General features: G+C 68.2%; 22 protein-coding genes. 13 read left to right on the forward strand and 9 right to left on the reverse strand.

The genetic code is table 11. The features are described 5' to 3' along the window. Positions 1-76: 76 nt before the first annotated feature. The 4 genes from EDF20_RS15560 to EDF20_RS01300 all read right to left on the reverse strand — a co-directional run bounded on the left by EDF20_RS15560 (position 77) and on the right by EDF20_RS01300 (position 2,965). Positions 77-241 (reverse strand): hypothetical protein, encoded by a 165-nt coding sequence (locus EDF20_RS15560; RefSeq protein WP_166644737.1) that lies wholly within the window; start codon positions 239-241, stop codon positions 77-79. Continuing rightward, positions 234-1,058, reverse strand: a complete 825-nt coding sequence (locus EDF20_RS01290; protein WP_133737485.1) for a hypothetical protein — start codon at positions 1,056-1,058, stop codon at positions 234-236. The genes EDF20_RS15560 and EDF20_RS01290 overlap by 8 nt, the downstream gene beginning before the upstream one ends. Then, positions 1,058-1,792, reverse strand: coding sequence for an ATP-binding cassette domain-containing protein (locus tag EDF20_RS01295; protein ID WP_133737486.1), 735 nt, complete (start codon positions 1,790-1,792; stop codon positions 1,058-1,060). Before EDF20_RS01295 ends, EDF20_RS01290 begins: the two co-directional genes overlap by 1 nt. A 171-nt stretch (positions 1,793-1,963) precedes the next feature. Next, positions 1,964-2,965: a bile acid:sodium symporter gene (locus EDF20_RS01300; protein ID WP_133737487.1), complete on the reverse strand. Its 1,002-nt coding sequence runs from the start codon at positions 2,963-2,965 to the stop codon at positions 1,964-1,966. 95 nt (positions 2,966-3,060) lie between these two features. On the opposite strand from EDF20_RS01300, the gene EDF20_RS01305 reads away from it, so the two are divergent. Continuing rightward, positions 3,061-3,462: a MerR family transcriptional regulator gene (locus EDF20_RS01305; protein WP_133737488.1), complete on the forward strand. Its 402-nt coding sequence runs from the start codon at positions 3,061-3,063 to the stop codon at positions 3,460-3,462. Between the two features lie 234 nt (positions 3,463-3,696). Further along, positions 3,697-3,978 carry a hypothetical protein gene (locus EDF20_RS01310; protein ID WP_133737489.1) on the forward strand — a complete coding sequence of 94 codons (282 nt, stop codon included), beginning with the start codon at positions 3,697-3,699 and terminating at the stop codon, positions 3,976-3,978. A 367-nt stretch (positions 3,979-4,345) separates the two neighbouring features. Here the strand turns inward: EDF20_RS01310 and EDF20_RS01315 are convergent, their stop codons facing one another. Beyond that, positions 4,346-4,843: a helix-turn-helix transcriptional regulator gene (locus EDF20_RS01315; protein ID WP_133737490.1), complete on the reverse strand. Its 498-nt coding sequence runs from the start codon at positions 4,841-4,843 to the stop codon at positions 4,346-4,348. Positions 4,844-5,612: 769 nt separating this feature from the next. On the opposite strand from EDF20_RS01315, the gene EDF20_RS01320 reads away from it, so the two are divergent. Next, positions 5,613-6,044 carry a hypothetical protein gene (locus EDF20_RS01320; RefSeq protein WP_133737491.1) on the forward strand — a complete coding sequence of 144 codons (432 nt, stop codon included), beginning with the start codon at positions 5,613-5,615 and terminating at the stop codon, positions 6,042-6,044. 33 nt (positions 6,045-6,077) lie between these two features. Here the strand turns inward: EDF20_RS01320 and EDF20_RS01325 are convergent, their stop codons facing one another. Then, positions 6,078-6,476, reverse strand: coding sequence for a hypothetical protein (locus EDF20_RS01325; RefSeq protein WP_133737492.1), 399 nt, complete (start codon positions 6,474-6,476; stop codon positions 6,078-6,080). Between the two features lie 156 nt (positions 6,477-6,632). On the opposite strand from EDF20_RS01325, the gene EDF20_RS01330 reads away from it, so the two are divergent. The 4 genes from EDF20_RS01330 (at position 6,633) to EDF20_RS01345 (ending at position 9,250) form a co-directional block, all read left to right on the forward strand. Next, positions 6,633-7,139 (forward strand): hypothetical protein, encoded by a 507-nt coding sequence (locus EDF20_RS01330; protein WP_166644738.1) that lies wholly within the window; start codon positions 6,633-6,635, stop codon positions 7,137-7,139. Between the two features lie 241 nt (positions 7,140-7,380). Continuing rightward, positions 7,381-7,944, forward strand: a complete 564-nt coding sequence (locus EDF20_RS01335; RefSeq protein ID WP_243833329.1) for a sigma-70 family RNA polymerase sigma factor — start codon at positions 7,381-7,383, stop codon at positions 7,942-7,944. Further along, the gene (locus EDF20_RS01340; protein WP_133737494.1) at positions 7,941-8,651 is read left to right on the forward strand and encodes a zf-HC2 domain-containing protein; all 711 of its coding nucleotides are present in this window, start codon (positions 7,941-7,943) and stop codon (positions 8,649-8,651) included. Before EDF20_RS01335 ends, EDF20_RS01340 begins: the two co-directional genes overlap by 4 nt. A 179-nt stretch (positions 8,652-8,830) precedes the next feature. Then, the gene (locus tag EDF20_RS01345; protein ID WP_133737495.1) at positions 8,831-9,250 is read left to right on the forward strand and encodes a hypothetical protein; all 420 of its coding nucleotides are present in this window, start codon (positions 8,831-8,833) and stop codon (positions 9,248-9,250) included. Positions 9,251-9,287: 37 nt separating this feature from the next. Here the strand turns inward: EDF20_RS01345 and EDF20_RS01350 are convergent, their stop codons facing one another. Continuing rightward, the gene (locus EDF20_RS01350; protein ID WP_208292566.1) at positions 9,288-10,106 is read right to left on the reverse strand and encodes a sugar nucleotide-binding protein; all 819 of its coding nucleotides are present in this window, start codon (positions 10,104-10,106) and stop codon (positions 9,288-9,290) included. 942 nt (positions 10,107-11,048) lie between these two features. Continuing rightward, positions 11,049-11,618 carry a recombinase family protein gene (locus EDF20_RS01360; protein WP_133737498.1) on the reverse strand — a complete coding sequence of 190 codons (570 nt, stop codon included), beginning with the start codon at positions 11,616-11,618 and terminating at the stop codon, positions 11,049-11,051. 300 nt (positions 11,619-11,918) lie between these two features. Here EDF20_RS01360 and EDF20_RS01365 point away from each other — a divergent pair, with 300 nt between their 5' ends. After that, entirely contained in the window at positions 11,919-12,329 is a 411-nt protein-coding gene (locus EDF20_RS01365) for a hypothetical protein (protein WP_133737499.1), read from the forward strand. Positions 12,330-12,633: 304 nt separating this feature from the next. Here the strand turns inward: EDF20_RS01365 and EDF20_RS01370 are convergent, their stop codons facing one another. Continuing rightward, entirely contained in the window at positions 12,634-13,857 is a 1,224-nt protein-coding gene (locus EDF20_RS01370) for an MFS transporter (RefSeq protein WP_243833330.1), read from the reverse strand. Between the two features lie 79 nt (positions 13,858-13,936). On the opposite strand from EDF20_RS01370, the gene EDF20_RS01375 reads away from it, so the two are divergent. The 5 genes from EDF20_RS01375 (at position 13,937) to EDF20_RS01395 (ending at position 19,386) form a co-directional block, all read left to right on the forward strand. Beyond that, positions 13,937-15,325 carry an LLM class flavin-dependent oxidoreductase gene (locus EDF20_RS01375; RefSeq protein ID WP_133737500.1) on the forward strand — a complete coding sequence of 463 codons (1,389 nt, stop codon included), beginning with the start codon at positions 13,937-13,939 and terminating at the stop codon, positions 15,323-15,325. A gap of 285 nt (positions 15,326-15,610) precedes the next feature. Further along, positions 15,611-16,261: an ABC transporter permease subunit gene (locus EDF20_RS01380; protein ID WP_123545732.1), complete on the forward strand. Its 651-nt coding sequence runs from the start codon at positions 15,611-15,613 to the stop codon at positions 16,259-16,261. Next, positions 16,248-17,582 carry an ABC transporter ATP-binding protein gene (locus EDF20_RS01385; protein ID WP_133737501.1) on the forward strand — a complete coding sequence of 445 codons (1,335 nt, stop codon included), beginning with the start codon at positions 16,248-16,250 and terminating at the stop codon, positions 17,580-17,582. The genes EDF20_RS01380 and EDF20_RS01385 overlap by 14 nt, the downstream gene beginning before the upstream one ends. A gap of 104 nt (positions 17,583-17,686) precedes the next feature. Next, the gene (locus EDF20_RS01390) at positions 17,687-18,364 is read left to right on the forward strand and encodes an ABC transporter permease (protein ID WP_199732368.1); all 678 of its coding nucleotides are present in this window, start codon (positions 17,687-17,689) and stop codon (positions 18,362-18,364) included. Further along, entirely contained in the window at positions 18,361-19,386 is a 1,026-nt protein-coding gene (locus EDF20_RS01395; RefSeq protein WP_123545738.1) for a glycine betaine ABC transporter substrate-binding protein, read from the forward strand. Before EDF20_RS01390 ends, EDF20_RS01395 begins: the two co-directional genes overlap by 4 nt. Positions 19,387-19,802: the final 416 nt, after the last annotated feature.

Genomic DNA, 19,802 nt, shown 5'->3' on the forward strand with positions numbered 1-19,802 from the left:
CGACCGACGCCGACCCCCGGTGGGGTCGGCGTCGGGACGGGCGGCGGAGGTCATCGCGCCCTGCTCGCGAGGAACATCACGGGCCTGTCATCGTCTCGATCACGCCGATCCATGCCGGCTCCCCGGTCGGGCCGGACACACGGGACCAGATGCCGGAGACGACCGCACCGGCGAGCAGCACCACAGCGATGACGACGACGACCTTCGTGCGGCTGCGGGGTCGCCCCTCCCGCTCAGACATCGCGACGGGAGAGCGCGATGGACGCCGTGGCCATCGCCGCGGCCGTGAGCGCCAGGAGCGCAGCGATCGCGACCCCTCCGCTGACCGTGCCCGCGCCTCCGTGGATGACGGACTGCGCGAGGGCGACGGGCAGGAACTGCGTCCACGAGGCCGCCGCTCCCTCGCCGACGAGCTGGGCGACGGCGGCGACGATCGGTTCGGCGACGAGGGCGCCGATCATGACGAGCACCCCCGCGAGCTGGGACCGGCAGAGGATGCCGACGGCGAGGCCGACGACCGCGAGGCAGGTGACGGCGAGAACCCCCCGTGCCGACGTCGCGACGACGGCGCCGGTGGCTGCCGTGAAGGGCGTCGCGGTCAGCACGAGGGAGCCGATCAGGGTGAGCAGGCTGACGATCGCCAGCACGAGCCCGACGACCGCGGCGCCGACGCCGACGGCGGCGGCCTTCGCCACGACGACGCGGCTGCGACGAGGGCTCGCGAGGACGGCGCCGACGATGCCGCCGTGACGGTCGTCGCTCGTCCCGGCGAGGACCCCGAGCAGAACGATCGCGACGAGGGCCAGGCCGATCGACCCGCCGCCGAGCGTTGTCCCGAGGGGAGAGAGAGCGTCGAGCTGTATCGCCGCGGCGGACAGGTCGACGACGGGAAGATCGTCGCCGAGGGCCTCCGCTCCGGGTCCCACCTGGCCCGACGCGAGGGCGGGGAGGAGGACGACGAACACGAGCTGGGTGAGGACGAGGCCCAGCAGCGCGACGGCGGCGGCGACCTTGGTTGCCGTCGTGGTGACGAGCCCGAGGATCTCTGCGCGGAACATCAGCGCACCACCCCTTCGGTGCCGGTGACCTCGAGGTAGTAGCCCTCGAGGGTCCCGGTGCGGTCGGCGAGGACTGCGGCCATGGTGGTCTCGGCCACGACACGGCCCTCGGTGATGACGACGACGTCGTCGGCGATCTCCTGGATGTCGGACAGCAGGTGCGACGACACCAGCACGGCGCCCCCGTCCGCCGCGAAGGCGCGGAGCCTCTGACGGAGCCAGTGCATGCCCGCGGGATCGAGGCCGTTGGCGGGCTCGTCGAGGACGAGGAGGCGCGGCTCGCCGAGCAGGGCCGCAGCGATCGCGATCCGTTGGCGCATGCCGAGTGAATACGTGCCGGCACGGCGGTCAGCGTCCTGGCTCATCCCGACCTCGGCGAGGACTGCGGCGACACGGCCGGCGCCAACCCCAGCCCGCAGGGCGGCAATGGAAAGGTGCTGTCGGCCGGTCCGGGCGGGGTGCAGGCCGCCGGCGTCGAGGACGACGCCGACTTGCTGGGCCGGGTGCACCAGCTCGCGGTAGGGGGCGCCGAGGACGAGAGCGTCGCCTCCGTCCCGAGAGACGAGGCCGAGCAGGAGACGGATGGTCGTGGTCTTGCCGGCGCCGTTCGGGCCGAGCAGGCCCACGACACGGCCGGGACGGACGGAGAAGGAGACGTCGGAGACGCGGGGGCGGCCGCGGTGGGCCTTGCGGAGTCCGCGCACCTCGAGGGGCAGGGGGGTCGGTTCGTTCATGCTGTCCAGCCTCGCGACACCGGCCCCGCGGCACCCCCGCCGCTGGCACAGCGCTCCCCGTCCTTCTGGCCAGTAAGCCGGACGACGTCGAGTCAGGCGGCGGGCCGGCATTCACGGCCAGTCACCCTGGTCACCGCCCGTCGTGACGCAGTGGGGCCGGTGATGGATCGTCTAGCGAGACACCGGTTTGGCGTCCTCAGGTTTGATCTGGCCGTGCTGGCTCGGGACAAGACGAGGGACGAGCCGGACGAAGATCACCATGCCGATGAGTTCGACGAGTGTCTGGGTCACGACAACGACCGGAGCAAGTGACAGCGACGCCGGCAGGGCCAGCGCGAGCGGCAAGACCACGAGGGAGTTCCTGGTCGCACCGCTGAACACGAGGGCTCGGGTGGCTGGCGCGTCGAGTCGGAAGATGCGGCCGGCCCCGATGCCGAGCGCTGCCATGACGACGAGGAACCCGGCGTAGATCGGCACCAGCACGAGTAGCTGACCCAGGGCGTCTCCGACGGCGCCGGCTTGCGAGGCCACGACGGTGAACAGGGTCGCCATCATCAGCGGCACCATCAGGCTCAGCATCGTCTGCTCGATGACGGCACCGGCTCGGTGTCGCCGGGCGAGTGCCTGCACGAGTGCGGCTGCGGTGAGCGGGACGACGATCAGGAGGAGGAATGCTCGGGCGAAGGGGCCGACCTCGACCACGGCTACGCCCTCGGGGCCGATGAACAGCAGCAGGTACAGCGGCAGGAGAAGGATCTGCGCCAGCATCAGCAGCGGTGCGGCGGCGAGGAGCCGTTCTGATGCGCCGCCGGCAAGGCCGGCGAACACGATCACGTAGTCGATGCACGGGGTCAGCAGCACCAGCAGCACCCCGAACAGCAGCGCCGGCTCGTCTGCGACGAACCGGGACAGCCCGTACGCGATGACCGGGACGACGACGAAGTTCAGCACCCCGACCGCGACGAGGAACCGCCCGTCACGGAGAGACCTCCCGATCGCGGCGAACGGCACACCGAGGAACGTCGCGAACAACAGCAGCGCGAGCACGGGCTCGATCGCTCCCTCTAAGTGGTGCGCCCCCGGCACGGTGACGCCGAGAACACCGGCAGCTGCGATCGCCACCAGGTAGAGGCCGATCTGCCGGTGTTCGAGCCAGGAAACGGCCGCGTTCACGGCAGGACCGATGTGGAGGAGGTAGGCACGTCAGCGACCGTAGAGGTTCGAGCCGCTTGAAGGTCAAGCGGCAGCGGCGGCTCTAGGGTCGCGGTGTGCAAATTTCCGAGGTCAGCAAGCGCAGCGGCGTCTCCGCCACGGCGCTCCGGTACTACGAATCCATCGGGCTGTTGACCCCTGCTAGAACCTCGAACGGGTACCGGGACTACACCCCGGACGTTCTCAGCCGGCTCGACCTGATCGAAGCTAGCAAGGAACTCGGGCTGCCCCTCGACCAGATCGGGTCACACTTCAGCACCATGGAGTCGACGTCCTGTACCGACGTCCGGGAGGCGCTGCGCCCGCTCTTGGCAGAGCAGGTGCGTCAGATCGAGGAGAAGCAGGCCCGGCTCGACCGGCTCCGGTCACGCCTTGCTCGTGCCGAGCACGACCTAGCCGAGTGTCCTGACCGGTCAGAGCGGTGCTCGACCGAGTGCGTCTTCCACTCCGACGCCTAGGGGACGCCTAAACCTTCTTGGTGCGAAGACCAGCGACGTGGCCGGCAATCAGGCCGGCGCCGGCGAGGAGCAGCGCGACGCGGCGACATTGCGGGGGCCGCCAAGACCTCGCTGCCGATGGCGGGGTTCCTGACCCTACTCAGGTTCCCCGTCAGGCCCTCCCCCACCCGAGACCCACACCTCATGGAGGCCCATCCAGTTGAGCCCTCCGGCAGCGGCCTCTAGATTCTTCCCGTGAAGATGCGGAACTGTATGAAGTGGTCCTACCTCGGCGAGTCGTTCGAGGTGTGCGACTTCACGGCGTTCTTCCGGGTCCACCGACACGGGACAGCCACCTCAACGGCCGCCGTCCACGACGTCCACCCGTCCGACCACTGGACGACCGTCGCGAGAGACGGCAGCGCAGTATTCACCTTCGCCGCCCGCAGCGGATCACCGATCAGGGTCGTCGCCCCCGCCGCAGTAGGAGCGGTCTTCCGCAGATGGTTAGACGGCCTGACCGCTGTCGAGGCGTGATCCGGACACCCTGAGCAGGCGCGTCACGGTGGGGGCGTCACACCGAACCGTGTTGCCAAGGCGCCAACGGAAGTTCCCTCAGCCGCCCGGCGCCGCAGTTCGGTGACGTCCTCGTCAGTCATTTTCTGGCTAGGACGATGGGTGATCGGACCTCCCGCATCGACACGAGCGCGCCCCACGACAAGGCTCGAGACCGTGCTCTGACTGACGCCAAACTGCGCAGCCAACTCCACTTGAGTCGTTCCGTTCCTGTATCTCTGCCGAAGAGCCACCACTTGGGAATCACTCAGGCGCACAGGCATGAACCCATTCTCGTCTCCGACGCATCGCTTCCTGCCCGTCCGACGATCGGCATCTGACGCTGTGTCTACCTGCTCGCCACCTCGTCCGTCGCGGCACGGGAGAGTGGATAGGCGCGGTCCAGGCGAGGACTGAGGACGACGAGGAACAAGAACATCGACAACAGCCACCCGGCGACCCAGTACGCGGGAATCGAGGAGATGGCGGCGTTCGGCACGACGTCGGTGGCGACTGCGACGACGACGCCGATCGTGAAGAGCACGCCCACCCCGTAGTACAGGGCTCGGAAGCCCTCCTCGACACGGCCCCGCCGTTCCTGCTGGCGACTCGTCCGGTCGTCGAGGGCGGTGACCGAGCGGCCGTAGTCATCTTCAGCAACGGTGACGAAGAGCTCCCGGACCGGGACGCCGAACGCCTTCGCCACTCGTGACAGCGTGTCGAGGCTCCCGTCGTTGCCCGCCTCGAGCCTTTGGATGGTGCGGACGGTCACGCCGCTCTCGTCTGCGAGGCGTTCCTGGGTCCAACCCATCTGGGTCCGGAGATCGACGATCCGTGTCTCGTTCATGAACCTCACACTAAGAACGGCCGGCGCCGAGGTCTACGACACCGACCCGACAGGGACCCGACACCTTCGCGACAGAGCACCTCGGGGCCCCGTCCCCACCAGGACCGCAGCCGCAGCCAGCGGTCAGATTGGGTCCGATCAGCGATCGGCTACCAGGCATTCCGAAGGGAAGTCACTGGCTGCGATCTCCGCTTGCGGTTCGCCACGAGGTCGATAGCTTGGAACAATGCTGGGAAACCTCACGGGATGGCACATCGCGGTCATCGTCGGTGTCATCGTCATAGCCCTCGCCGCGATCTGTCTCTTTGCTTGGCTCGTCGCCTTCTTCTCGAGAAAAACGTCTCGCCGCAAATAAAGCAGGTCCCGGCCCGGTGGCAGATCGGCTACTCGACGGGGTCCATCGAACACGTTGCGTGTACGCACATTTGCGCCGCATAACCTGCGTGGCTCAGCGTCGAGAGGAACACCATGTCTGCACCGCGCCCGTCACAGAAGAACTGGTACGCCGTCCTGTTTTTCAAGATCGCAGCTGCCGTCGGCACGATCATCGACAGCGTCCTCAACTTCTGGGGGCCGGTGCGCGTGCATGGCAGCGCGACCCCTCCCCGGCGTAAGCCTCGCCGAAACCTCCACATGGATACGCCGGAGCGGACGAGCAGCACCGAAAACACAGGGCCCCGCTGACGGATCGCCTATCGGACGCTGCCAGCCCATCCTTGACGCAGTGATGAGCGTCAGGTGGGACCGATCAGTCTTCTAGGGTGTGGCCATGAGGAATAGACGCGTCGTGGCGTTGGCTCTGATCGCGGGCGTGATGCCCCTTGCAGCCTGTAGTCATCAGGGGGTCCTCACGCTCAGTGCCGCAGAGGCGCAAATACCTGACTGCACAACCTTTGACGACGTGGCAGTTGAGACCCTGAACGAGGAAGCTTCCTGTGCCCCTGGAGGATCACGCCTTGTCTTCCCCGATGGCGTTGTTTTCGATCTGCCTGACGAAATTGGTGCCGGCCTCGATCAGCCCGGCGGGGTCGTCGGGCCGGTGTACACATACGTAGGGGTGGGCATTTACGGCGTCTTCGCTACGCGCAAATCCGACGACTGCAAGACCGTCGAGGAGTGGGGCACAACAGAGGCGCGGGAGCGCGTGTATGAAGCTTTCGGAGATGAGTACGGGTGCAAGGGACCCAATTCACCACCGTGACGACACCTCACCAGGCGTACCCGGGACAAGTCTTCAGCGTTCAAGGCGTGCGGGGCGGGCTGAGTTCCCGGTGCAGGATGGCTTATCGGAACAGCTTTTGGGAGCACCCTTGACGTCAGCCCAGTCGCGCAGCTTCGCGATCGCCTCGCGCCAGGGGCGTTGCAGACGAACGAGAACGAAGCGCTCGTCATCGTCGACTGCACGCATCAGCCACATCATCTGGACCGTCATGCCGTAGCCGCGGGCGTCCTTGTACTCGACCCGGCCGACGTCTGAGATCGCCGTAATCCGGTCCCGGAGGATGTTTCGGGACCAGATGACGCCGTGAATATGAAGGGTCACGTCGTCCAGCAGGACGTGTACGCCGTAGCTGCGAACAGTGGCCCAGAGTGATGATGTGTGACAGCGGTGCCCTCGGTGCAGGGTTGTCACTCGCGTCTGCCACCCGTTTCGCCGGGAGTGAGGACGGCTGCCTGCGACCGCCAATCTTTTTCGGCCCCGGATGAACTTCTGGATGAGCTGCATCGTGTTCGTAGTAAGCGGGCTACCTGGGCCGGCGTACCAGCAGGAGGAATCATGCACAAGCGAATGACCATCACCCTCACGACGGCCGTTTTGGCCGCGGCCGCTCTCTCCGGGTGCGCCACATCTGCCGAATCATCCACGACGACCGACTCCACCGAGCCGGCCCCTGCCGAGACCACCGCGGCAGCGGCAGTCCTCGGCACCGCAACGTCTCCCTTGGGCGAGATCATCACCGACGACGCCGGGTACACGATCTACACGTTCAAGATGGACAAGCAGGACTCGGGCACCAGCAACTGCTACGACGAATGCGCCATGACCTGGCCGGCAGTGGAAGCCTCCGACACGTCCTCCCCAGACGGCATCACGGGCAAGATCGGTTCCCTCACCCGCACGGACGGGACAACCCAGCTGACCGTTGACGGCTGGCCGGTGTACCGGTTCGCGAAGGACACCGAACCGGGACAGGTCAACGGACAGGGCGTGAAGGATGCCTGGTACGTCCTCCAGCCGGACGGCACGATCAACATGGAAGCAGCCACTGAGGGCGCAGCGACCCCAGCCTCCTGATCGCGCGCGTGCCTGCCGGACAGAACTCTCCGCGTTGCAGGCCCTCGCAGCTCCACAACCCCACCCGAGCAAAGGAGCCACAAGGCAGTGCTCATCGACATCAAAGCAGAGACAGCGGGTGCGAATACATGGACTGCTTCCGCTCAGACGGTGAACCCATGTCCTGGCCTGGTCGATGGCATGAGGTTCGATCACTGGTGCGCATCGGCGTTTCTCGGTGCGCTCGATACAGGCACGACAAGTGGCGGTCCTGGATCAGGCATTAGCCGGACTTCACTGGCGCGAGGCGGTGAAGGTTATGACCCGAGCCAGTGACGAGCTTTTGTCGACATTGTTCGAGTGCCACGGCGGGGCGCTTCGCCGTTACACACACAGCCTCACTCTGAACGCGGCGCTGACCGAGGACATCGTTCAAGAGACGATGCTGAGAGCATGGCAGCGTCCTAAGGTGCTGGAGCTCGACAAGGATGCTGCTCAAGCGTGGCTGTTCACCGTCGCTCGGCGCCTCGTCATCGACGACGCACGATCTGCCCGGAGTCGACGAGAAGTGGCAGCCCCTGGCGAGGTAGAGGGCGCTGCTCTTGATCGCACTGATGCGGTCCTGGACAGCATCATGGTTGCGGACGCGCTGGCGTCGCTCTCCGACCACCACCGTCAAATCGTCGTCTATGCATACTTCGCTGGTCAGAGCATTCCTGAAATTTCGAGACGGCTTGGCATCCCAGAAGGAACCGCGAAATCGCGGCTCCACTACGGGTTACGCGGGCTGAGGCTAGCCCTCCAAGAAAGGGGCGTCACACGATGACTGAGCATCGCGATCTCCACGCTAACGAGGACCGTTACCAAGACTGGGACGCGTCCTACGTCCTCGGAGCGCTCCCCACCGATGAACGTCGCGAATACGAGCAGCACCTCAGTACCTGCGCCAACTGCCGTGAAGCGGTGACGGAACTTGCGGGTCTCCCAGGCATCCTGAGCCAGATCTCGCCGGAAGAGGCCCTTGCCATTCAGTCACCTCTGGGTATGGACGACACTCAGGCGCCATCAGAAGCCTTGTCGCTGATGGCCCACCGCTTCCGCAAGAGTCAACGCCGCCGCCGAGGAGTCATGGCTCTCGCTGTTGCCGCTGCTGTTGCTGGCGCCGTCTTCGGGGGGCTCGCCGTAGGCGCAAGGAACGACGTCGGCCCAGCGACGGCCCAGATGACGTTCCAGCCAATGGACCCCGGAACTGACTCCACCACCCTGACTGCCGGTCTGCAGATCGAGGAGAAATCTTGGGGCACGAGGCTCGATTGGAACTGCGACTACGGCGCGGACGCGCCAGACGACTCCGGATACGAGCTCGTGGTCACGCAAACGGACAACACCACGCTTACCGTCGCGACGTGGGACGCAGCCGGCTCGCGTGCCGCAGATCTGTCTGCGTCGACGGCTATTCCCAGCCTGAAGATCGCGAGTGTAGAAATCCGCTTGCAGGGATCCACGGTCGCGTTGGCTCGGCTAGACACCTGAGCACCTCCCGAACGAGACGCCCGTTAGACGGTCGGTTAGCGGACGCTCGTTGGCGGCAACCACTCCCTCTTAGTTGCCGGGCCCAGATCGTCTCGATAGGTCGGTCCGGAATCGCTCTCGGTGGCGGATCGTCTATCGGACAGACCCATCGTGAGTGAGCGCACCAGTACCGTGGGCTCGTGAGTGACTTCTTCGTCGCAGGTAGTTGGCGAAACCGGGCAGCCATCATCGACGTCGTTGAGGCACTCGACCAGCTAGGGGCGTCGTCATACAGCTTCGTCCGAGCCGAGTACGACGAAGACGCCGCCAAATTCGCCCTTGCGGGAGGCGCGGACGACGCGGACCTTTATGCGCCGGGCATTCAGAAGCTCTTCGACCAAGACCTGGCCGCACTCCGCGGGGCAGACCACTTCGTGCTGGTCCTCCCCGCAGGCGCAGCGGCGCACATCGAGGCCGGAATCGCCTACGGCCTCGGGAAACACTGCTGGGCAGTGGGGCCAGTTGATCGATCTGAGACCCTCTACCGGATCTTCGCTGCCATGACGAATGATGCAGCCAGCCTCGTCCAGCACCTCAGGCATTCTCGATTCGTCCAGTGACCGATCGGCTACCGGGACACCTAAAAAGTCTGCGCACTTAGCCCGATGTCGCGAGGAATGAGGAAGCACCTCGAAGTCTCGTATTGATCCCCCGTTGCGTCGCCTGAGAGTCGAGACGGACGTCCAGCGGCCCTGGCGTGGGTAGGAGTGCACGCTGCGCGGCTCGGATGCGAGTGATATCGAGACCGTCTCGGTGTGCGATCAAACGGCCCATGTCGTACCGGCTCATGGCTTCTGGACCGGCGAGGTGATGCATGCCATCCCGTCTTGTGCCGGCCAGTTCAAGGAGCGCTCCCGCGAGGTCGGCGACGTGAACGGGGCAGCGAACATCGTCAGTGAAGAGGTGCACGTCCCCCCGCGCAGCCGAGTGTGCAAGCCGTTCATGCACGGACGCGCCCTTGCTGCTGATGATCAGCGACGTACGCGCGATCGTGGCGGCGGGGGCAATCGCACGCACCGCCGTCTCTGCCGCTGCCTTGGCGGCGCCGTAGGGAGTGCGCGGGTCTGGCAAGGCCCGCTCGGAATACGGTGAATCGGCCCCGGAGAAAACGGCGTCGCTCGAGACGAACACGAGGTGCGCGCCCGCCGAGGTCGTCGCGATCGCCGCGTTGGCCGCACCATCCGCCGTCGTGGCCCAATCGGACTGTCGATAAGCGACGTTCATCACGACGTCGGCGCGAGCGGCTCGGACCAGTTCGATAGTTGCCTGCCGGTCGCGGAGGTCGAGTTGTAGCCAATGGCCTCCACTTATCGGACTAGTGGACTGCGTGGAAGTGCCGATCGCGTCGATATCCTGAGCCCGTGCCTGGGACAAGATCTCACCGCCCAGAAGCCCGCTACCACCGAGAATAAGCATCCGCATATGGCCACGCTAGGCGGAGCGACTGATTCCGGTGGGCGATCCCCAACCGGGCGGCCGTGAGGACGCATAGCCCACCCGGTCTCAGAGCTGCACTACGGTTCGAGCATGGAGACCGTTCCGCTCGTCATGACCATAGTCGGCGCTCTCATCGTCGTGGCAGGCTTCGCCTACGCACTGAGCCTCAGGAAACGAGGCGGGGTCCGAGTAGCGAGTCGCCCATTCCTGGCCTTGGCTATGGCGATCGGACTCGGGACCGGAATCCTCGTAGCCGGCGTCATCGCCGCTCTGGCCTGACTAGCGAACCCCAGCCCCGTGCCCGATCGCTTGCCGGGCGGGGTCAGCTCCGAGGTGATGAGAGCGCTTCCGCGCTAGGTGGTCGGCAGTTCGTCATGAGTTCAGTAGCCGAAGTCCGTCAGCGAGAACAACCCGTCGGACGTCTCCACTGCGTAGGCGCCGGCTGGCGCTTCGAGACCGTCGTACGCCTGACCAAAGGCCAGGACGCATTCCGTCGCCAGTCGCGTGGCAGACACTCGATCGTCCCCTCCGAGCGTGGCCGAGACACCAGAGAAGCCCGGAGCGCTGGCCGCCATGCCATCGTTCTGGAGCTCCCGGTAGACAAGGAAAGTGGTGCCATCGGCTCGACTCCGTCGCTCGTATCGCGCCGTGAATGGAATATGAAGTTCGCCCCACTGCAACTCGAAAGCATCGACGGTAGCTCTGTCAAAAGTGCCCACATGCGTAAAAACCAGCTGACGCTCATCGTCTCGTAGGCGTCGAGGTGCAAATAGGCCGGCGGGCGGGTCTATCTCAAGGTAGAGCATCGTTCTCCCTGTCTTTATATTGACGACAGTAAGGCCTCAACGCGCACCCAAGAATGCCCCTGAGTTCAGGCACCTTTGCCACTCTTGCGGCGTCGAGCCGGCTCCCTGACCGTATCTACGCCTGCTCCGCTCGCTGGATGGCGCGGTAAACGATTGAGCGGGCGACACCGAAGAGCTCAGCGATCTCGCTCGTCGTGTGGGCACCGGTGCAGTGCAGCTGCACGAGGTGCTTCTCCTGCGAGGCAGTCAGCTTCGGCTTGCGGCCGCGGAGCTTGCCTTCGGCCTTGGCGATCGCCATGCCCTCACGCGTTCGGGCACGGATGAGGTCGGCCTCGAACTCGGCCACCATGCCCAGGACGTTGAAGAGCAGCCGGCCAACGGGGTCGGTGGGGTCGTAGACCGCTCCCCCGAGGTTCAGGGCCACGCCCTTCTTCGTCAGCTCGTCCGCAATGTCGGTCGCGTCCCGCAGCGACCGGGCGAGACGGTCGAGCTTCGTCACGACCAGGACGTCACCGGCACGGCACGCAGCCAGCGCCTCCCGGAGGCCCGGCCGGGCTCGAGTCGTGCCCGACAAGCCGTGGTCAACATGCACGTGTTGATCATCAACACCGAGTGCTGCGAGACCGTCACGTTGTGCTGCGAGATCTTGTCCAGAGGTCGAGACACGGGCGTATCCGATGAGCATTCGACGACTGTAGCGTTTAGACCCCCGTCACCGGGCATTTTTGCGGGACAGGCATACGCGAATCCGCAGGCCAGTCGCCACTTGGCCTCAGCCGGCCGAGATGGGCTCGAGAAAGTGTCCCGATGAACGACCGGCTCGTGGGCATCGCCGTGAAGGCAGCAGATGATCGCAGCCACAGACCTACCCACATGGCGCAGAATTGTGGCTGGACGTACCCGACGATTGAGACCTCGTAGGCCTCCAAGCCGAGGGACAACGACGTCTACTGCACGATCATCCAGACAGAAAGTCAGCACTGACGTGTTCCGAACCACCCTGGCACCGTTGGTCATCGCGCTCCTCGCGGTCACCAGCGGTTGCTCGACTACGGCAAGCCGAGAGCCGACACGAACTCCCACTGGCGTACCCCTGACCAGCTACGTCGGCCTCACGTTCGACTCGGTGACGACGAGACTCCGCCCCGACACGACGGTCGTTGTTCAGGACGTGTCTGTGCTCGTCGGGACAGACCCGACCTACACCCAGATCGCTTTCGGGAGTCCCGAATGGGACGTCGTAGCAATCTGCGCAGATCAGGAGACTATCGAGGAGGCCACATCGGTCGAGGTGTCGATCGTGCCGGCCGTTGTCGCCTCGCCGAGCTTCCTCGATGAGGCGCGAGACGGAGACCACGACACCACGGTCACTTGTGATGGTCGGCCTCATCGCTGATCTGAGGCAGCGAAGCAGCGCTCACCGCAAACCAGGTTGCCCGAAACCGGTCGTTTCTGACTGCCCCGGTAGGCGACCGTGAAACGAGAACGCGCTTCTGGACTGCGTCCGCGACACAGATCGGGTCGGACAGCCCAAGCCGTTCGCACTGCGCGAGATCGGGCACGAGGTGGCCTGCGCCGAGCTACGGCTCGGCGATGCGCTCGCTGCCCACCGGTCACTCCCCGAGGTGAGCCGGTCGACGGTGTTCGGGCTCGGCGGCCGGAGCTGACGAGCCAGCCAGCTGATCTACCGCGGGCTCCCGCTAGGGCTGCGGCACGGGGATGCCGCGCGGCAGCCGGATCGCGACGATCGCACTGACCGCGAGCAGCGCCGCCGCCGTGCCGAAGGCCACCTCGAACGAGGCGACGTCGACGAGCAGCCCCGCGACGAGGGGGCCGGCGATCGCCCCGACGTCCGAGCACATCGAGAAGATCGCCACCGGGCGACCGCCCCGCGCCCCCGCTGCGTCGCCGACGAGGGCTGCCGGAGCCGTGCCCATGAACGCCGTCGCGACGCCGTAGACGGCCAGCAGCGCGCCGAGGGTCACGAGTCCGGGGGCCAAGGGGACGGCAGCGAGCGAGACAGCGGCCACCGCGAACGAGCCGATCACGGCGGGTCGCCGACCCACGGTGTCGACGAAGCGGGACGCCGGCGCGAGCGCGAGCGTCTGCGCCACGGCGGCGACGGCGAAGAGGACGCCCGTCCACGAGGTGGGCTGGAGCAGCACCTCGACGACCAGCACCGGCACCAGCGCGCTGCGGACCCCGAGGGACGACCAGCCCTGCGCGAAGCTCGCCACGCACGCCGCCCGGAACCGCACGTCGCGGAGCACGTCGGCGAGAGGGCGCGCGGGCTCGGCGGCCGCGGCGGCGGCCGCCGCGTCGCCTCGACGCGGGGGGCTGAGCAGCAGGATGCCGACGACGCCCGCGACCGCGAGTGTGCCTGCGTAGAAGAAGAAGGGCGCAGTGAGCGAGACCGTCGCGAGGAGGCCGCCGAGCGCCGGCCCGGCCATGCCCCCGACGAGGAACCCGCCCTGGTAGAAGCCGATCGACCGGGCGCGGCGGTCGGGGGTCGTCGAGGCGAGCAGCAGCGTCATCGCCGAGATCGTGAACATCGCGGAGCCGATGCCGCCGACCCCGCGGAGCAGCAGCAGCTGCACGTAGTCGTGCGCGAGGCCTGCGAGGCCGCTCGACACGGCCACGATGCCGATGCCCACCGACAGGACGACGCGCTCGCCCGCGACGTCGATCATCCGGCCGACGAACGGGCTCGCCACGAGGCGCATCAAGGCGAAGGCCGAGAGGACCGCGCCGACGGCGACGTAGCCGACGCCGAAGCTCGCCGCGTAGACGGGCAGCACGGGCACGACGACCCCGAAGCCGACCATGACGAAGAAGGCGATGACGCCCAGGACGACGACGTCCCGTCCGAGCCGTGCACGAGGAGGGCGGGGCGAGTCTCGGCGGGTCGGGGCAGGGCGGGTCACCGACCAAGACTAGGCGTCGCGTGTGACGCCGTGTTGCAGGCCCGTGGCGGCCGCGACGGTGCACGACGACGATGGCCCGATGACTCGACGCATCCGGTTCAACGCCTTCGACATGAACTGCGTGGGGCACCAGTCCCCCGGTCTCTGGCGGCACCCCGACGACCGCTCGCCCGACTACACGAAGCTGAGCTACTGGACCTCCCTCGCACGCCTCCTCGAGGCCGGTCGCTTCGACGGCCTCTTCATCGCGGACGTCCTCGGCACCTACGACGTGTACGGCGGCAACCACGACGCCGCGCTCCGCAACGGCACGCAGACGCCGGTGGGCGACCCGATCCTGCTCGTCTCGGCCATGGCGGCGGCGACCGAGCACCTCGGCTTCGGCATCACGGCCGGCACCGCCTACGAGCACCCCGTGCCGTTCGCGCGGCGCATGTCGACGCTCGACCACCTCACCGACGGCCGCGTGGGCTGGAACGTCGTCACCGGCTACCTGCCCAGCGCCGCCCGCAACATGGGCGCCGACGACCAGCTCGACCACGACGACCGCTACGACCAGGCCGACGAGTACCTCGAGGTCCTCTACAAGCTGTGGGAGGGCTCGTGGGAGGACGACGCCGTCGTCCGGGACCGCGAGACCGGGGTCTTCACCGACCCGACGAAGGTGCACGAGATCGGGCACGAGGGCACCTGGTACAAGGTGCCCGGCATCCACGTCTCCGAGCCGAGCCCGCAGCGGACGCCGGTGATCTACCAGGCGGGTGCCTCGCCGCGCGGCATCCGCTTCGCCGCCGGCAACGCCGAGTCGATCTTCGTCGCCGCCCCCACGAAGGAGCGCCTGGCCGCGACCGTCACGAAGCTGCGCGACGCCCTCGAGGAGGCGGGCCGCGACCGGTACTCCGCCCGCATCTACACGCTGCTGACGATCATCACCGACGCGACGCCCGAGGCCGCCGAGGCGAAGCACGCGGAGTACCAGCGCTACGCGTCGCACGAGGGCGCGCTGACCCTGATGTCGGGCTGGATGGGCGTCGACCTGTCGACGTACTCGCTCGACGACCCGGTGGGCGACGTGGAGAGCAACGCGATCCAGTCGGCGCTGGCCAACTTCCAGGCGCAGGCCGGCGACACCGGCAAGGAGTGGACGATCCGCGACATCGCCGAGGCGGCGGGCATCGGCGGGCTCGGCCCCCGCATCGTCGGGTCGGGCGAGCAGATCGCCGACCAGCTGCAGGAGTGGGTCGCCGAGACGGACGTCGACGGGTTCAACCTCGCCTACGCCATCACCCCCGGCACCTTCGAGGACATCGTCGAGCACGTCGTCCCGGTGCTCCAGGCTCGCGGCGTGTACCCGACCGAGTACGAGCCGGGCACCCTCCGCCAGAAGCTCTTCGGCCGCGGCGACCGGCTGCCGGACGAGCACCACGGAGCCCGCCACAAGGCCTCCGCGAGGGTGGCCTCGGCCTGACGGGGAGTCCGCAGGAGGCGCGGTGCAGGCAGGTCCTGCACCGCGCCTCCTGCGTTCTGCTCACGATCGTTACACTCCGCTGCTCATCGGGGGCCCACCCGCCGCCTGACCGGGGATTCCGTGCCCGCGCGCAGGTAACGACGAGCGTGCCCGAGCGACCCGAACGACACCTGTCGCCTGGACAGGACCCGGCGTGTCCTCGTTATGGTGGACGCCGAACGCCCGGTCCAGGCCGGGCGTTCGTGCGGACGGGTCGATGAGCGAGTGACGAGGAACGGGGATCAGATGGCGTGGGACTACGTGACGGGGCGGTGGGACCAGATCTGGTTCGCCTCGTGGCAGCACTTCTCCTTGGTGGTCCAGTGCCTCGTGCTCGCGGTGGTGATCGCTGTCGTCCTGGCCGCGCTCGTGTATCGGGTGCCCGCCCTCACCGCGGTGGCGAACGGCGTCTCGGCCATCGGCCTGACCCTCCCCTCCTTCGCCGTCGTCGGTCTCCTCATCGTGCCGCTCGGCTTCGGGGTCGTGCCCGCGGTCGTCGTCGTCACCTTCTTCGCGACCCTGCCCGTGCTGCGGAACGCCGTGGTGGGCCTGACCCAGGTCGACCCGGCTCTGGTCGAGTCCGCGCGGGGCATCGGGATGGGGAGCCTCCGCACCCTCGTGCAGGTCCAGCTGCCGCTGGCCTGGCCGGTCATCCTCACCGGCGTGCGGGTCAGCGCGCAGATGGTGATGGGCATCGCCGCCGTCGCCGCCTACTCGCTGGGGCCCGGCCTCGGCGGCTTCATCTTCTCGGGCCTGTCCCGAGCCGGCGGCGCGAACGCGCTCGCCTCCGTGGTCACCGGGGTGGTCGGCGTCGTCGTCCTCGCCCTCGTGCTCGACCTCCTGCTCGTCGGCCTCGGCCGCCTGACCATCTCGAGAGGCATCCGTGTCCAGAACTGACTCCCCCACCGCCTCCTCGTCCGCGACGGAGGCGTCGGGCCGAAGCATCCTGCTCGACCAGGTCACGAAGCGCTACCCGGGACAGGCCGCCCCCGCCGTCGACGGCATCACCCTCGAGATCCCCGCGGGCAAGATCGTCATGCTGGTGGGCCCCTCCGGCTGCGGCAAGACCACCACCCTCAAGATGATCAACCGCCTGATCGAGCCCACCGAGGGCCGGGTCGTGCTCGGCGACGACGACGTCACCGACATCGACGGCGACGAGCTGCGCCGCCGCATCGGCTACGTGATCCAGGCCGGTGGGTTGTTCCCGCACATGACGGTGGCGGCCAACATCGCGATCGTCCCCAAGATGCTCGGCTGGTCCAAGGACCGCATCACGGCGCGTGTCGACGAGCTGCTCGAGCTCGTCTCGCTCGACCCGGCGACCTACCGCGACCGCTTCCCCCGGGAGCTGTCGGGCGGCCAGCAGCAGCGCGTCGGCGTGGCTCGGGCCCTCGCCGCCGACCCGCCCGTGCTGCTCATGGACGAGCCGTTCGGCGCCGTCGACCCCATCACGCGCCAGCGCCTGCAGGACGAGCTGATCAACATCCAGCACGAGCTGCAGAAGACGATCGTCATCGTCACGCACGACTTCGACGAGGCCGTCAAGCTCGGCGACTGGATCGTGGTGTTCTCCGAGGGCGCGCACATCGTGCAGTACGACACCCCGGAGCGCATCCTCGCCGAGCCGGCGAACGAGTTCGTCGAGAACTTCATCGGCTCCGGTGCGGGGCTCAAGCAGCTGACGCTCACCCGGGTGCGCGACGTCGACCTGGCGGAGGCGGTGGTCGCCAAGGCCGGTGAGTCCGGCCGCGAGGTGGCCGCCCGCGTCGAGGCCGCGGGGCACGAGCACGCCGTCGTCATCGACGACCGCGGCCGCCCCGTCCGCTGGCCGTCGCTGCGGCAGCTCTCGCGCCTCGACGTCATCCCCGACGGGACGGATCCCCAGCTGCCCGTGATCGGCAGCGGCGCCACCCTCAACGACGCCCTCGACACGATGCTCGTCTCGAGCGCCGGCGCCGCGCTCGTCACCGGTCGACGTGACGCCTTCGTCGGCGTCATCACGGTCGAGGTCGTCATGGAGGCCATCACGCGGGCACGCAAGGCCGCGGCCGTGGCGCTCGAGGGCGCCCCGGTCGGCACGAACACGGGCCCCTTGCCCGTCGTCGGGCAGCCGCGGGACGCGCCGCTCGCCGCCGAGGGCGACCCTGCCGAGGGCGCCGAGGCCGAGGGCGACCGCGTCGCCGACGGTGCGGGCCCGGCCGGGGACCGTCCGTGACCGCCGTCGCGGACGTGCCCGCCGCCTCCTCCTCCGCCGGCCGCCCCCGGCGCGCCCGGCCGTCGTGGCTCGGCCTCGTCGTCCAGCCGGCCGCCGTCGCCGTGGTGTTCGCCGCGTTCTGCGTCTGGCTCTCGACCGCCGACCTGACGACCGCCGAGCGCACGACCCTCAACCCGTCCGCGCTGGTCACCTACACGGGCGAGCACCTGGCGCTCACCTTCGCGTCGGCCGCCATCGTGCTCGTCCTGGCCGTGCCCCTGGGTGTCCTCCTCACCCGCCGCCCGTTCCGGCGCGCAGCCGGGCCGGTCCTCGTGCTCGCGAACTTCGGGCAGGCGGCCCCCGCCGTCGGCCTGATCGTGCTGCTGGCCCTGTGGCTCGGCTTCTCGTTCTGGACCGCCGTGATCGCCCTCGTGCTCTACGCGGCGCTGCCCGTGCTGCGCAACACCATGGTCGGCCTGCAGAGCGTCGACGCTCGCCTCGTCGAGGCCGGTCGGGGCATGGGGATGTCCGCCGCCTCGGTCCTGTTCCGCGTGGAGCTGCCGCTCGCCGTGCCCGTCATGCTCTCCGGCATCCGCACCGCCCTCGTGCTGCTCGTGGGCTCGGCGGCCCTGGCGACGTTCATCGGCGCCGGCGGTCTGGGGCTGCTCATCACGACCGGCGTCAACCTGTTCCTGCCGAAGGTGCTCGTCTCGGGCGCCCTGCTCGTCGCCCTCCTCGCGCTGCTCATCGACTGGCTCGGCCGCGTGGTCGAGCACGTCGCCCGACCGAAGGGCCTCCGATGACCCCCACCGACGACCGACGTCCCCGCCTGCGGGCGCTGCGCCGCGCCTCCCTGCTGGGAGTGGTCGCCGCCTCGTCCGCGGCCCTCCTGACGGGCTGCGGGCTGCAGCCCGCGACCGCCTTCGTGCCCGCCGTGGCGCCCGGATCGATCGAGGCGATCGACGACCTCCCGGACGACGCCGCGATCACGGTCACGGCCAAGAACTTCACGGAGCAGCTGATCCTCGGCAAGATCGCCGTGCTCGCCGCCCAGGCCGCCGGCTTCGAGGTCACCGACATGACCAACGTGCCGGGCAGCGTCGCCGTCCGCCAGCTCATGCTGGACGGCGGCGCCGACATGACCTACGAGTACACGGGCACCGCCTGGCTCACCTACCTCGGAGAGGCGGCGGGCATCCCCGACAAGCAGGAGCAGTACGAGGCCGTGCGCGACGCCGACGAGGCCAACGGCCTCGTCTGGCTCGAGCCCGCACCGCTCAACAACACCTACGCGATGGCGGTCCGGTCGGAGGCGGTGGCCGAGCTGGGCGACGTCGCCACGCTGTCGCAGATCGCGGCCCTCCCCGTCGACCAGCGGACGTTCTGCGTCGAGGCGGAGTTCAACTCGCGGGCGGACGGCTTCGCCCCCATGCTCGAGCGCTACGGCCTCGAGCTCGGCGCGGCGGACGGGGTGCCGACGAGCAACGTGAGCATCCTCGACACGGGCACCGTCTACGAGGCCACCGACCGCGGCCGGTGCAACTTCGGCGAGGTCTTCACGACCGACGGGCGCATCGACTCCCTCGACCTGACCGTGCTGGAGGACGACCAGGGGTTCTTCCCCGCCTACAACGTCGCCCCGGTGCTGACCGACGACGTGCTGGCGACCTACCCTCAGCTCGCCGCGGTCTACGAGCAGATCTCGCCGGCGCTCACGGACGACGAGCTCCGCACCCTGAACCGCCGCGTCGACGTGGAGGGCGAGGAGCCCGCCGACGTCGCCTTCGACTGGATGGTCGAGAAGGGCTTCGTGACACGCCCGTGAGGCATCGCCCGCGGGGTGATTAACACGGGCTAGACGCAGGGTGAACGGCAGGTGGCGACACCTGCCGTTCGCCGTCCCCCGTGTGCGGGACGAGGGGGTGCGTCACCCGGTCTGAACGACAGCTGTCGTCGTTCGGTCGTCGATCGGCACTTGCGCCGATGGGCTCTGAACTGAGTCCGAATGTGCCTTTGACCAGGTGATAGCTCGTCGTCACGCGAGGTCGCCACGCCGGGGCGCCTCACGGCGGGCGGCGGGGAGAGCGCCTCCCGGTCGCCCGGCGGGCGGTGACCCGGGTGCGACTCGCCCGGGGTGACGCGTCGCGGTGTCCCACGTGCGGGGGGCAGGGGAACCCCCGAACGGGGGGTCCCCTCCCGGGGGGTCCCCCACCTTAGAGTCGAGTCACCGGCAGCGGCACC

It is taken from the genome of Frigoribacterium sp. PhB116 (assembly GCF_004364285.1).
Classification (GTDB): Bacteria; Actinomycetota; Actinomycetes; order Actinomycetales; family Microbacteriaceae; genus Frigoribacterium.